Raw genomic sequence first — 13,768 nt, 5'->3', positions numbered from 1 at the left:
ACGTTAAAACCCAACTGGGCGGCGCGAATGGCGGCAATGTAGCCGCCGGGGCCGCCGCCGATGACGATGACGTCGAATTGTTTAGTACTCATCAATATTCTCACTTCACTTTACGAAATGCCGGACTGTGTATGCCGGCAGGTGAACCAAAAGCAAACAAATAACCTGACTCGCTGACCGTCGGATGCCATGAAGAGCCATTCTCCCGAAACTTAAGCGCTACCTTGGTCGGCACGCGGCATAACATCGGCATGGGCCAGCCTTCACGGATACACCGGATCGAATCTAGCGGCATGTTGTCGCTGAACAGGTGCCCCACATCCTCTCGACTCATTTCGCGCCAGGTTTGGGAGACCACCACATCATCGGGTGCGCTCCCTACAGCTCTTACAGTCCACTGCCCCTGCCCTGCGTCGGAAATGGTCAGCCGCTTTATATCGGTGAGAAGGTAACCCTTGGTAGGTAYTTCCTCAAACTCGCCCGCAAAACCATCCTCAGTGCGAACCGACGCACAGCCTGCAGCCAGGCAAGCAGCAAGAATTGCCAGGATGACGCGCGCGGAAAACCCTCCTGACGCGCCTTCACTGGCTTTCTCCTGTTTCATCAGATATCAAACAGCAGGCGGGCCGGATCTTCCAGCGCTTCCTTCATGGCCACCAGGCCCAGCACGGCTTCGCGGCCGTCGACGATGCGGTGGTCGTAGCTCATGGCGAGGTAGTTCATCGGGCGCACCACGATCTGGCCGTTTTCGACGACGGCGCGATCCTTGGTGGCGTGCACGCCCAGGATCGCGGACTGCGGCGGGTTGATGATGGGGGTGGACAGCATGGAGCCGAACACACCGCCGTTGGAGATCGAGAAGGTGCCGCCGCTCATTTCTTCAATGCCCAGCTTGCCGTCGCGCGCCTTGGCGCCGTATTCGGCGATCTTCTTTTCGATGTCGGCAAAGCTCATCTGGTCGGCATTGCGCAGGATGGGCACCACCAGGCCGCGCGGCGAACCGACGGCAATACCGATGTCGAAATAGCCGTGGTAGACGATGTCATTGCCGTCGACCGAAGCGTTGAGCACCGGGTACTTCTTCAGCGCATGCACAGCCGCCTTGACGAAGAAGCTCATGAAGCCGATCTTCACGCCGTGTTCTTTTTCGAACTTTTCCTGGAAGCGCTTGCGCATTTCCATGACCGGGGCCATGTTGACTTCGTTGAAGGTGGTCAGGATGGCGTTGGTGGCCTGCGATTGCAGCAGGCGCTCGGCGATACGCGCGCGCAGGCGGCTCATGGGCACGCGCTGCTCGGGGCGCTCGCCCAGGTCGGCGGGCTTGGCCGAGGGTGCAACCTGCGGCAGGGCCGTGGTAGGCGCACCCGTGGGGATGGCCGCAGCGGCAGGCTTGGCGCCGCCGGCGGTCGCGCCGAGGACGTCGCCCTTGGTGACGCGGCCGTCCTTGCCGGTGCCGGGCACGGAGCCGGCAGCCAGGTTGTTGTCGGCCATCAGCTTGGCGGCGGCGGGCATGGGAACGCCGGCCATGGAGCCACCCGCAGCAGCAGCAGCGGGAGCGGCGGCCGGGGCCGGCGCAGAGGCTGCCGCGGCAGCCGGTGCGGCTGCAGCAACGGCCGCAGGCGCGGCGGCGCCCGCCTTGCCTTCGGTGTCGATACGGGCGATCACCTGGTCGGACACCACCGTGCCGCCGTCGGCGACCACCAGTTCGGTCAGTACGCCGGCCGAAGGCGCGGGCACTTCGAGCACGACCTTGTCGGTTTCGATCTCGATCAGGATTTCATCCACGGCGATTGCTTCACCGACTTTTTTCTTCCACTGCAGCATGGTGGCCTCGGCCACGGACTCGGACAGCTGGGGGACTTTGACTTCTACGATAGCCATGTTGTTTCTTTCGTGTGCGTTCTAGTGTTCTGTGTTGCGGGAAGGCCGGCCTTACTTGGACAGCACAAAGCCCTTGAGCTTGCCGAAGGCGCCCTCCACCAGCGCTTTTTGCTGTTCCTGGTGCAGGTGCGAGTAACCCGCTGCCGGCGAAGCCGAGGCGGCACGGCCCGAGTAGCCCAGCTTCTGGCCGTCGAGCATGTTTTCGTGGATGTAGTGCTGCACGAAGAACCAGGCGCCCTGGTTTTGCGGCTCGTCCTGGCACCACACGATGTCGGTGGCGTTCGGATAGCGTTTCAGCTCGGTGGCGAAGGCTTTGTGCGGGAAGGGATAGAGCTGCTCAACGCGCAGGATGGCCGTATCGTCAGCGCCCTTTTCCTCGCGCTTCTTGGCCAGGTCGTAGTAAACCTTGCCCGAGCAGGCGATGATGCGCTTGACCTTGTCGGCCTTTTTGTTGATCTCTTCCTTGTTCTCGGGAATCACCGTCTGGAAGCTGCCCTTGGTGAACTCGCTCAAGGGGGATGCAGCATCCTTGGCGCGCAGCAGCGACTTGGGCGTCATGATGACCAGCGGCTTGCGCAGGTTGCGCACCATCTGGCGGCGCAGCACGTGGAAGATCTGGCTGGCCGTGGTGGGCTGCACCACCTGCATGTTGGTGTCGGCCGACAACTGCATGAAGCGCTCCAGGCGAGCCGAGCTGTGCTCGGGGCCCTGGCCTTCGTAGCCGTGCGGCAGCATCAGCGTGATGCCGTTGACGCGGCCCCACTTCACTTCACCGGAGGCGATGAACTGGTCGAWCACSACCTGCGCGCCGTTGGCGAAGTCGCCGAACTGCGCTTCCCAGATCACCAGCGTGTTGGGGTCGTTGGAGGCGTAGCCGTATTCGAACGCCAGCACCGCCTCTTCGGACAGGATGGAGTCGATGACAACGAACGGGGCTTGGTTGTCGGCCACGTTCTGCAGGGGCACGKAGGTGCCGGTGTCGAACTTTTCRCGRTTCTGGTCRTGAATGACGGCRTGGCGGTGCGTGAAGGTGCCGCGGCCGCAGTCTTCGCCCGACAGGCGCACCGGGTAGCCGCTGGCCACGAGCGAGGCGAAAGCCATGTGCTCGCCCATGCCCCAATCCACAGGGATGTCGCCGCGGCCCATGGCGGCGCGGTCGTCGTATACCTTCTTGACCAGCTGGTGCGGCGCCACGGTGCCGGGGATGGCAGTGATCTTGTCGGCCAGGCGCTTCCACTCGGCCATGGGGATGGCGGTGTCGCCCGCGTCGGTCCACTTCTTGCCGAGGTACGGCGTCCAGTCGACCGCGTACTTGCTCTTGAAGTTGGTCAGCACCGGGTCGAATGTGCTCTTGCCGGCATCCAGCGCCGCGCGCGTGGCCTTGACCAGGTCGTCGCCCAGCGTGTCGCCCATGCCTTGGGCCGTGAGCTTGTCGGCATACAGCCTGCGCGTGCCGGGGTGCTGCGCGATCTTTTTGTACATCAAAGGCTGGGTCAGCGCGGGCGTGTCCTGCTCGTTGTGGCCCAGTTTGCGGAAGCAGATGATGTCGACCACGACGTCCTTCTGGAACTCCATGCGGAATTCAAGCGCGAGCTGGGTGGCCAGCACGACGGCTTCGGGATCGTCGCCGTTGACGTGCAGCACCGGCGCTTCAATCATCTTGACGACGTCGGAGCAGTACAGCGTCGAGCGGCTGTCGCGCGGGTCGCTGGTGGTGAAACCGATCTGGTTGTTGATCACGATGTGCACCGTGCCGCCCGTGAAGTAACCGCGGGTTTCGGCCAGCGCCAGCGTTTCCATGACCACGCCCTGGCCTGCGAAAGCCGCGTCGCCGTGCACCAGCACCGGCAGCACCTGCAGGCCCTTGGGGTCGGCGCGGCGGTCCATGCGGGCGCGCACCGAGCCTTCGACCACGGGGTTGACGATTTCCAGGTGCGAAGGGTTGAAAGCCAGCGTCAGGTGGACCGGGCCGCCGGGGGTGGTCACGTCGGAGCTGAAACCCTGGTGGTATTTGACGTCGCCGCTGGGCAGGTCTTCGGGGGCGGTGTGGTCGAACTCGGCGAACAGGTCGGCCGGGACTTTGCCCAGGGAATTGACCAGCACGTTGAGGCGGCCGCGGTGGGCCATGCCGATCACGATTTCCTGCACGCCCTTGATGCCGCCCGACTGGATCAGCTCATCCATGCTGGCGATGAAGCTTTCGCCGCCTTCGAGCGAGAAGCGCTTCTGGCCGACGTACTTGGTGTGAAGGAAGCGCTCCAGGCCTTCGGCGGCCGTCAGGCGGTCCAGGATATGGAGCTTCTTTTCCTTGGCGAAATTGGGCTTGCTGCGAATCGATTCGAGCTTTTGCTGCCACCAGCGCTTGTGGTTCTGGTCGGTGGCGTACATGTACTCGGCGCCGATGGTGCCGCAATAGGTCTCGCGCAGCGCGTTCATGAGCTCGCGCAGGCTCATGGTGTCTTTGCCGAAGAACGTGTTGCTGGTGTTGAACACGGTTTCCTGGTCGGCGTCGCTGAAGCCGTAGAACGACGGCTCCAGTTCGGGAATCTTGTCGCGCTCGGCGCGCTTGAGCGGGTCCAGGTCGGCCCAGCGTGCGCCGACGTTGCGGTAGGCGGCGATCAGTTGCTGGACGGCGGTGCGCTTGCGGCCCATTTCGGAGTCRGCGCCGCTGGCCACGACAACCTTGGTCTGGCCTTGTTTGGCGCGTTCGGCGAAGGCGTTGACGACCGGCAGGTGCGGAACGTCCTTGGCATTGCTGCCGTCGACGGCGGGAACGTGCTGGAGTGCGTCGAAATACTCGCGCCAGTTGTCAGGCACGCTGCCGGGGTTGGCGAGGTAGTTTTCGTACATCTCTTCGACATAGGGCGCATTGCCGCCGAAGAGATAGGTGTTGCCTTGATAGGCAGAATAGACGGACGATGCCGTCGGGTTGGAACTCATTACGCTGACCTCCGTTTCCCTTTGGGAAACATTAGCTGGCCACAACAGGATATGGCTGGTTGATTAACCTTCCGCAACACGGCTGGACCGATTAGCGGATGCGACTGTGGCAGGAAGGGCCTTCAGAAACAACCCAGATTGTGCCACCGAACTGTGACAGCCGAAAGACCATGCCATGCCCATTTCGAATAGGTCATGTCTTTTACATGGCTCACATACCTTYACATGCCCGGCCTTGACAGCTGTTTGACAGATTGGGGCGAAAGCTCAGGCGGCAAGGCCCGGGTTGCCGGCCACGCCCACCAGCTTGGGCGTATTGGGTTTGACGGGCTTGATGACCTTCTGCGTCTTGAGGTAGCTTTCCACCACCTCCCAGACCGGCGGGCCGGCGTTTTTGCTGGCTTCGGCCACCGGCGCCCAGCCGGCCACCTTGTAAGTCTTGCCGGCCTCAATCAGCTTGCCGCCCAGGCGCATGTCCTGGATGCGTTCGCCCATTTTTGCGCCGGGCTCGCAGGTGTAGGTGAGGCCGCCCACGCGCACCATGTCGCCGCCCTGCTGGTAATACGGGTCGGGATTGAAGAGGTTGTCGCCCACGTCTTCCAGGATGGTCTTGATCATGTCGCCGCGCATGTCGGTCAGCGTGGTCCAGGGATAGCTGATGGCGGTCTGGTCCATCACATGCTCGCGCGTGATGGCCTGGCCGGGCAGCAGCGAGGTGCCCCAACGGAACCCCGGCGAGAACGCGATGTCGGCGCCGCGCACCTTCATGAGCGCGTCGAGGATGAGCTGGTCGAAGCTGCCGTTGAAATTGCCGCGGCGGTACAGCGTGCCTTCGGTCACCGCCAGTTTTTCATCGAGTTTGGCGGTGTAAGGCGCCCTCACCTTCGCGATCAATTCGTTCATGGCCGCATCGGCCGGCAACAGATTGGCGAAGACCGGCAGCAGCCGGTAGTTGAAGCCGGCCACCTTGCCGCCCTTGACGTCGAGGTCCAGCACGCCGAGGAACTTGCCGTTGCTGCCGGCATTGGTCACGATGGTCTGGCCGCCGGGGTTTTTGACGATGACGGGCACCGGCACGCCGTCATGGGTGTGGCCGCCCAGGATCGCATCGATGCCGGTGACGCGCGAGGCCATCTTCAGGTCCACGTCCATGCCGTTGTGGCTCAGCAGCACCACGGCCTGGGCACCCTTGGCGCGCGCCTCGTTCACGGTTTCCTGCATCTCGCTTTCGCGGATGCCGAAAGTCCAGCTGGGCGTGAGCCAGGCCGGGTTGGCGATCGGCGTGTAGGGAAAGGCCTGGCCGACGATGGCCACCGGCACGCCGTTCATTTCCTTGATCACATAAGGCTTGAACACCGGGTCGCCGAAGTCGCTGGTCTTGACGTTCTGGGCAATGAAATCGATCTTGCCGGCGAAGTCCTGCTCGACGATCTTCTTGATGCGCTCCTCGCCGTAGGTGAAATCCCAGTGGCCCGTCATCACGTCCACGCCCAGCAGTTTGGCCGCATCGACCATGTCCTGGCCTTGCGTCCAGAGCGCCGTGGCGCTGCCCTGCCAGGTGTCGCCGCCGTCCAGCAGCAAGGCGCCGGGGCGGCCGCCCTTGAGCTGCTTCACCAGCGTGGCGAGATGGGCGAAGCCGCCCACCTTGCCGTACTGGCGGGCCGCCCGCTCGAAGTCGAGGAAAGTCAGCGCATGGGCTTCGGGCGTGCCCGACTTCAGGCTGGCCGCCTTGAGCAGGTGTTCACCGACCAGGTGCGGCGCCTGCCCGCGCATGGCGCCCACGCCCAGGTTGACGGAAGGCTCGCGGAAATAAGTCGGCAGCAGCTGGGCATGGCAGTCGGTCATGTGCAGCAGGTGCACATTGCCGCTGCGCGGCAGCTCGTACAGGCCGGCGGCCTGGGCCGCACCGGCCTCACGCTGCAGGGGAAAACCGGCGGCCAGGGCGGCGGCCATGACACTTGCGAACTCGCGGCGGGAGAGATTCATGGCGTTGGACATCCTGCCCGGCGCGCCAGGCATGTTTTCAGGTTGCAATCGATCCGGGCGCCGGAGCGCGGCGGGTTACTTGTTGACGGGCGAGTTCGGGTCGAGCAGCAGCGCCATCACGTCGCGGATCTGCTGCTCATTCAGGATGGACGCGTGGCCGAACCTGGGCATGTCGGAACAAGCGTTGTAGGCCTTGGCGTTCCACAGCTTGCCCCAGGTGTAGTCGACGATGGGCTTGCTCTCGGGCGAAGCGGGATTGCTCACGCCGCGCAACTTGCCGTAGTTGTAGAGGCTGGGGCCTATCGAGCCGAAGGACAGCTCGGCTTTGCTGATCTGGTGGCAGTTGTAGCAGCTGCCGCCGTTGGCTTCGCCGGGCTTGTCGCTCCAGGTCAGGCCGCGGCCGTTCTGCGCGATTTTTTCGCCTTCGCTCCAGTTGCCGAGGTACTTGCCGTCCGAAGGCAGTTTCACGGTCTGCAGGTTGGCCTCTTCAATCGATTTGGCGAGTTTTTCGTCCAGCGGCTTGCCGGCCGCTTCCGAGCAAGCCTGGTTGGAGGCGTCCAGCGTCAGCCGGTCCATCTTCGCGATGCCCTGTTCGCGGAAGGAACTCTTGAGCACCTGCTGCGTGGCTTCATCGACCTGCTGGGCCGTGGGTGCGGTGGCGCAGCTGGCCAGGAAAAAGGCGGCGAAAACCAGGCCTGCCGCGGACAGCGCTGCTTGTGTGTATGACTTGTTCATGTGGATTTTTCCCAGTACCGGACTTGAGGGATTAACGTTTCAGGGCGGGCGCGATCGACACGCCGCCCTTGCTGTTGACACCCATGTACACGCCCAAGGCGATGGTGGCGTCGGAGGCATAACCCGGAAACGGGAAGCGCTGCTGCCGGTAGCAGTCGTTCAGGCGGCGCTGCATACTCCACAGGTCGCCGCTGGAGACGCGGTAGGCCGGCCAGGCGCCGAAGCCGTTGCCGGCGCCGGGCTGCTTTGTCAGGTTGGGCAGGTCCTGCAGGCGCACGCGCTTGTTGTCCTCGCCGTGGCAGGACGCGCAGGAAAAATCGTAAGGGCCGCCGCGAAGGTAAAACACCTTCTTGCCCACTTCGTACATCAGCTTTTCCTTGGCATGCGACTGCGGCACGTTAAACGCCATGTCGCGCGACTCGGCCGAGAGATAAGCCACCAGCGATTCAATCGATTTCTGCTCGCCGGCGCCGAAGGGGGTCTTGGCGATGTCGGCGGCGCTGAAGCCCTGCAACTGCTCCATGCAGGTCAGCAGGCGCGACTCCAGGTCCTGCACGCGTTGGGTATCGGCAAAGAAACGCGGCAGCTCGACAAAAGCGCCCTTGACCACGCCCGGGCCCTTGCCCAGGTCGCATTTTTCCAGCGAGGCGTTTTTCGGGCCGCGCGCCTGTTTCCAGAGGGTCTCGCCCTTGGCTTCATACAGCTCGGCGGGGTTGCCGTCGGCCAGCATGGCGCGGTATTCGGCTCAAATATCGTTGTGGGCGGCCGGGGCCGCGGCGCGAAAACCGGCGAACTCAGGAGATGACGGCCTCGTCGGTCCGTTTGTCGCCGTGATTGTCGGTCCAGCTGACCGCGATCTTGTCGCCGGCCTTGCCGCCCTTGAAGCTGAACTGCACAAAAGGGTTTTTGGACACGGCCGTGCCCCACTGGGCGCTCATCACGGTCTTGCCGTTCCAGGTGGCGTTGATGTTCTGGATGAACCAGGCCGGCACGGTCGTGCCGGCGGCGTCCTTGCGCTGGCCGCTTTCCATTTCATGGCTCACGAGCACACGCACCGTGGTTTTATCGCCTTGGGCCTGGGCCCGGATTCGCATTGGATCTGACATATCTTGTTCCTTTCAGTCGTTTGGGTGTTGCGAGGCTCAGCCGCCGCAGCCGCCCAGAGTCACTTTGACTTCTTTCACGGCATAAAAATATTTGTCACCGGCCTTGGCCAGGGCATAGACATTGGAGGACTGGCCCATCTTGATGTTGGTCGAGACATTTGCGTCGGTGCCGGCCGGGATGTCGAACATGGCGGCCAGCGCGCTGGGGTTCTTTTCGACGACGAGGGCGATCTGCGTCGTGTTGGCGATGTTGCTCTGCGCGCCGACGCGCACCACGCTGCCGTTTTCGGCGATTTCGGGCGCCTGCAGCAGCAGGTCCTTGCTTTCGACCGGTGCACTGGTGGCACCCATGGCCTTGGCCACGTCGGCCAGGGACTTGCTTTCAAAAGCGGCTTTGTTCCAGCCCGGGGCGTTTTGCGCATAGGCCGGGTTCAGGCCCGAAGCAGCCGCCAGCGCCAGCGCCGTGGCGCCGGAACTGCTGGCTAAAAAATCACGACGTTCCATGGTTGAACTCCTCTGTATATAACTTGAATGTCTTTAAAAACTTGGTCCGATTGGACACAAAACCGCAAAACTCCGGGAGGGTATTTCTCCCAGCATCCTTCAAAAAAGCACTGCCAGTCCGCAGGCCCTACTTCGCCGCGCCCTGCACCAGCCATTGGGAAATCTGGGCCGACTCCGCCGCGCTCAAAGCCTGCGGCGGCATCGGGATCGCACCCCAGGCGCCCTGCCCACCGGCCTTGATTTTGCCCGAGAGGTAATTCACCGCATCGGCGCGGTCCTTATATTTGTTGGCTATATCCTTGAACGAAGGACCCACCAGTTTGTTGTCCATCCCGTGACAGGCCAAGCAGGCATTTTTCTGCAAAAGAGGCATCACGGACGCCGAGCCGGAAGCGGCCGTCTTCACCACGGCGGCCACAGGGGCCGTCGCGACAGGCGCGCGTTCCGCCTGGGCCATGACCACGCCGGATTTTGCCTCGGCGGCCAAAGCCGGCCGTGTCGTATCCACACCGCGGCTTTGGCCCACCAGGCGAGATTGATCGGCCAGGTTGCCATGGGCGTTGCGCGCATAGTCCGGCAAAAAGCTTTTGACCACCACCTCGGCCTTGCAGTTCGCCATGCAGCTGGACCCTTGCACGTCAGGCTTTGCCGTGCCGCCCAGCTCCTTGCCGGGCCACATCGCGTGCGCCGTGGTCATGCCGTTGCGGTTGGGCAGGCGGGCCTGCACCTCGCGGATGTTGGCGTCCGACAGCGTGAAGTCTTCCGGCAGCACATTGCCCAGGAACAGGATGTAGGCCGTCGCGGCATAGACCTCGTCGGGCGTCAGCGTCTTGGGTGCGGTCCAGGGCATGGCGCGGTTGATGTAATCCCACAGCGTCGACAGCGTGGACACCTTCATCAGCGTGGTGCGGTTGGGCTGGTTGGCGCCCGGCATCAGGCCGTCAACCCGGCCGCTCTTGATGTCCTGCGCCGTGGTGCCGCCGGCAATCGGCGTGAACACCTCGGACGACTCGGCAAAACTACCGTGACAGGAAGCGCACTGCGCCTCCCACAGCACTTCGCCCTGCCGCACCGTGCCCTGCCCCTTGGGCAGGCCCTTGAAATCGGGCCGCACGTCGATGTCCCAGGCCTTGACCTCGGCAGGCGTGGCGGTTCTGCCGACGCCGGCCAGCGCCGCCTGCCGCGTGGCCGGCTGCGCCTGCGCAAAACCTGAGGCCAGGCCGGCAAGCACCAGCAGCAGCGTGAATGGGGCGTGCTTAAACCTGGACATTTTTCACCTCGCCGTTTTCTGCCAGCGCCCAGGACTGGATGGCGTTGTTGTGATAAATGCTGCGCGAGGCGCGCACCTTGCGCAGCTCGCTGTAGGTCGGCTGGACCTGCCCGGTTTCGTCCACCGCGCGGCTCTGGAAAATCGCCGGCTTGCCGTCCCAGACGAAGTCGGCGTTAAAGCGCGTGAGGCACTTGGCCAGTACCGGCCCTTCGAGCCGTGCCTGCGTCCAGTTGCGCCCGCCGTCCACCGAGACGTCGACCCGGCGTATCTTGCCGCGCCCGCTCCAGGCCAGGCCCGTGAGGTTGTGAAAGCCCTTTTGCAGCAGCACCTGCCCGCCGCTGGGCGAGGTGACCACACTTTTGACTTCCTGGATGCTGGTGTACTGCCGGTGCAGGCCGCTGGGCTGCAGGTCGACATAGTGAATGGTTTCGTCCTTGGCGCCGTAAGGCATGTCGCCCACCTCGATGCGGCGCAGGTATTTGATCCAACTCACGCCCTGCACGCCGGGCACGATGAGCCGCAGCGGATAGCCGTTTTCGGGCCGCAGCATTTCACCGTTCTGCCCATAGGCGACCAGCACCTCGCCGCTCATCACCAGGTCCATGGGAATGGTGCGCGTCATGCCCGAGCCGTCAGCACCTTCGGCCAGGATGAACCTGGCGCGCTTGAGGTCGGCGCCGCAAAGTTCCAGCAAGGTGCGCAGCGGCACGCCGGTGAATTCGCTGCAGCTGAGCATGCCGTGGGTGTACTGCACCGTCGGCACCGCGGCATTGCCCCACTCCATGCCCGTATTGGCGCCGCATTCGATGAAGTGCATGCGGCTCACGCTGGGCAGCCGCATCAATTCGTCCATGTTGAAAACCATGGGACGCTTGAGCATGGCCTCGTCCGAGCCGTTGAGCATCAGCCGGTGTTTGGAGGGATCGATGTCCCACCAGCCCTGGTGGTGGCGCTCAAAGTGCAGGCCGCTGGGCGTAATGATGCCGAACAAGCCCTGCAGGGGGCAAAAACTCACGCTGGCCTGGCTGACACGCGTCAGGCCCGGGCTTTCGCGGCGTTGCAGGTTTTTCTCGAATTCGCTCGGCAGGCCGTAAGGGCGCGCCGCCACCGGCTGGCCCAGGCCCTTGCTATGCGGCGGAAGGTTCAGGATTTCGGGCTCGCCTTCGACAGCCGCGGCGCCTTGCGCGGCGGCCCGGCCCGCGGCCAACGTGCCGGCTGCGGCGGCGAAAGCGCCGGCCAGAAAGCCGCGGCGCCCGGCCCGCACCTCGTGTATCTGCTCGCGAGAAAGAAAGTTCTCAGGCGCGCGCTGAAGGAATCGGTTCAACATCATGGCTGGCGTCTTTCGGTTAAGGCGTCCTGCGTGCCGGAGCGCGGCGACAGGCTTTGCGCCGGGGGCAGCGCGCCCGGCTCGTCCAGTTCGATGGCGATCTGGGTGCAGACGCTGCGGCACAGCGCCACGGCTTTTTCGCTTTGCACGCGGTAAATCACCTGGGTGCCTTCCTTGCGCTTGGCCAGCACGCCGGTGCGGTACAGCACGGCCAGGTGCTGCGAAAGGTTGGGCTGCGTGGTGTCGATCTCGGCCAGCAGCTCGTTGACGGATTTTTCACGCTCGCACAGGGCGCTCAGCACGCGCAGGCGCATCGGCGTCGCGAGTACACCGAACAGCTCGGCCGCCAGTTCAAACACCCGGCCCCGTTCAACCTGGGCACTGGCCTGGATCATCTCGTCCATAGTGACTTCTTCTTAATATAAGCGATGGCTAATATTATTCATCCAAACAAGGGAGCTTTCCTCCGTGATTACCCTTGGTAGCCTCCTGAAACTGGTGAATATCACCAAGCCGGTGCCAAAGGTCCCAAAAGGTGTTGCCGCAATGCACTCCGCCCCTCTGTAGCAGGTGTAATAAAACCCTGAAAGTCATGCCTCCGTGATATAAAACTTTTGTTACTTACGGGTTGTTACCTGGGAACTTTATAAAATAATACTTATGTATTCAAAACACAGATTTCTCTCGGGCGGCATCCTCTTCCTGTTTGCATGCCTCCTAAGCGGCCTGGCACATGCGGAAGTCGACGCACTGGTCACCAATGCACGCACCCTGCTGGACCAGAGCCAGGCACAGAAAGCCTTCGACCTGCTGGAGCCGCAAGAGGCCGCGCGCGCCGGTGATCCGGACTTCGACACGGTGCTGGGCATCGCAGCCAACGAAACCGGCCAATACACCCGCGCGGTATTCGCCCTGGAGCGGGTGCTGGCGGTGCAGCCCGCCAATTCAAGGGCACGCGCCGAACTCGGCCGCGCGCTGTTCTCCGTCGGCGACACCAAGGCCTCCCGGCAGGTGCTGCTGGAGACCAAGCAGGACAACATCCCGGCCGAAGCCGCCGCCACCATCGACCAGTTCCTGCAGGCCATAGACCGGACGGAAGAAGCCGCCCGCTCATCGGTCAAGCCCTTCATCGAAGCCAGCATCGGCTACGACACCAACATCAACAGCGGCCCCGGCAATCCCAATGTGGCCGTGCCCGCGTTCGGCGGCCTGATTTTCACGCTCAACAGCGCCGGCGTCGAAACCAAGGATGCCTTCGCCAGCCTGGGCGGCGGCCTGTCGGCCCGCTACGTGGTCGACCCGCGCTGGTCGCTGATCGGCAACATCTATGGCAATGCGCGCGTCAACGCCAAGTACAACGACTTCAACACCGGCCAGGTGGACCTCAATTTCGGCGCCAGCTACCGCTACGACAAGCACGAATTCTCGGGCGTCGTCCAGGCCGGGACCTACACCGTCGCCGGCTCGCGAGCCCGTGACCAGCAAGGCCTCGTCGGCGAATGGACCTACCGCATCGACGGTTTCCGCCAGTGGAGCAGCTACATCCAGTGGGGCGACCTGAGCTACCCCGGCCAGTCGCTGCGCGACGCCACGCGCACGGTGATCGGGACCTCGTATGCCCATGCCTTCCGCGACAGCAACATCGTCGTCTTCGGCGGCGCTTACGTCGGCAAGGAAAAAGAGCGCGCTTCGGGCGTCCCGCACCTGGGCCATGACCTTGTCGGCGTTCGCACCGGCATCCAGAAAACCCTCTCGGATGCGTTGGCGCTGTTCGGCAGCCTCGCCTATGAAGACCGCAAATACGGCGGCACCGACCCGCTCTTCCTCGTCACCCGCCATGACAAGCAGTGGAACCTGAACCTGGGTCTGAACTGGGTGCCCGCCAAACTGTGGCGCGTCACGCCCCAGCTGGCCCTGACCTCGGTGAAGTCCAACGTCGTGATTTCCGACTACAACCGCAGCCTGTTCTCGGTCACGGTGCGCCGCGACTTCTGACCGGCTTGCCGGCCAATAACGCCC

13 protein-coding genes are annotated in these 13,768 nt (G+C 63.5%); 1 reads left to right on the top strand and 12 read right to left on the bottom strand.

The window, feature by feature from the left end; translation table 11 throughout:
* The 12 genes from AC1D0P_RS11435 to AC1D0P_RS11380 form a co-directional block, all read right to left on the bottom strand.
* The coding region (locus AC1D0P_RS11435; protein ID WP_477676850.1) for an FAD-dependent oxidoreductase at positions 1-92 on the bottom strand (92 nt) is incomplete at its 3' end.
* 8 nt (positions 93-100) lie between these two features.
* Complete coding sequence (locus AC1D0P_RS11430) at positions 101-604, bottom strand: hypothetical protein (RefSeq protein ID WP_477676847.1); 504 nt, start codon at positions 602-604, stop codon at positions 101-103.
* A complete protein-coding gene (gene odhB / locus AC1D0P_RS11425; protein WP_477676846.1) occupies positions 604-1,881 on the bottom strand; it encodes a 2-oxoglutarate dehydrogenase complex dihydrolipoyllysine-residue succinyltransferase in 1,278 nt (425 codons plus the stop codon). The genes AC1D0P_RS11430 and odhB overlap by 1 nt, the downstream gene beginning before the upstream one ends.
* A gap of 51 nt (positions 1,882-1,932) precedes the next feature.
* Entirely contained in the window at positions 1,933-4,821 is a 2,889-nt protein-coding gene (locus AC1D0P_RS11420) for a 2-oxoglutarate dehydrogenase E1 component (protein ID WP_477676845.1), read from the bottom strand.
* A gap of 267 nt (positions 4,822-5,088) precedes the next feature.
* On the bottom strand, positions 5,089-6,807 hold the full coding sequence (gene soxB / locus AC1D0P_RS11415; RefSeq protein ID WP_477676844.1) for a thiosulfohydrolase SoxB: 1,719 nt from the start codon (positions 6,805-6,807) through the stop codon (positions 5,089-5,091).
* A 75-nt stretch (positions 6,808-6,882) separates the two neighbouring features.
* On the bottom strand, positions 6,883-7,542 hold the full coding sequence (gene soxX, locus AC1D0P_RS11410; protein ID WP_477676843.1) for a sulfur oxidation c-type cytochrome SoxX: 660 nt from the start codon (positions 7,540-7,542) through the stop codon (positions 6,883-6,885).
* Positions 7,543-7,573: 31 nt separating this feature from the next.
* On the bottom strand, positions 7,574-8,272 hold the full coding sequence (gene soxA, locus AC1D0P_RS11405) for a sulfur oxidation c-type cytochrome SoxA (RefSeq protein ID WP_477676842.1): 699 nt from the start codon (positions 8,270-8,272) through the stop codon (positions 7,574-7,576).
* 64 nt (positions 8,273-8,336) lie between these two features.
* Positions 8,337-8,648 (bottom strand): thiosulfate oxidation carrier complex protein SoxZ, encoded by a 312-nt coding sequence (soxZ, locus tag AC1D0P_RS11400; protein WP_477676841.1) that lies wholly within the window; start codon positions 8,646-8,648, stop codon positions 8,337-8,339.
* Positions 8,649-8,684: 36 nt separating this feature from the next.
* Positions 8,685-9,152: a thiosulfate oxidation carrier protein SoxY gene (gene soxY, locus AC1D0P_RS11395; protein WP_477676840.1), complete on the bottom strand. Its 468-nt coding sequence runs from the start codon at positions 9,150-9,152 to the stop codon at positions 8,685-8,687.
* A gap of 127 nt (positions 9,153-9,279) precedes the next feature.
* A complete protein-coding gene (locus tag AC1D0P_RS11390) occupies positions 9,280-10,422 on the bottom strand; it encodes a c-type cytochrome (RefSeq protein ID WP_477676839.1) in 1,143 nt (380 codons plus the stop codon).
* A complete protein-coding gene (gene soxC, locus AC1D0P_RS11385) occupies positions 10,409-11,749 on the bottom strand; it encodes a sulfite dehydrogenase (protein ID WP_477676849.1) in 1,341 nt (446 codons plus the stop codon). The genes AC1D0P_RS11390 and soxC overlap by 14 nt, the downstream gene beginning before the upstream one ends.
* A complete protein-coding gene (locus AC1D0P_RS11380) occupies positions 11,749-12,153 on the bottom strand; it encodes an ArsR/SmtB family transcription factor (protein WP_477676838.1) in 405 nt (134 codons plus the stop codon). Before AC1D0P_RS11380 ends, soxC begins: the two co-directional genes overlap by 1 nt.
* A 256-nt stretch (positions 12,154-12,409) precedes the next feature.
* Here AC1D0P_RS11380 and AC1D0P_RS11375 point away from each other — a divergent pair, with 256 nt between their 5' ends.
* Positions 12,410-13,744 (top strand): surface lipoprotein assembly modifier, encoded by a 1,335-nt coding sequence (locus AC1D0P_RS11375; RefSeq protein ID WP_477676837.1) that lies wholly within the window; start codon positions 12,410-12,412, stop codon positions 13,742-13,744.
* The last annotated feature ends 24 nt before the right edge of the window (positions 13,745-13,768 follow it).

The organism is Polaromonas sp. P1_G2, from assembly GCF_056405515.1.
The sequence above is the reverse complement of the archived record's forward strand: the minus strand, read 5'-3'. Positions and strand labels throughout refer to the sequence as shown.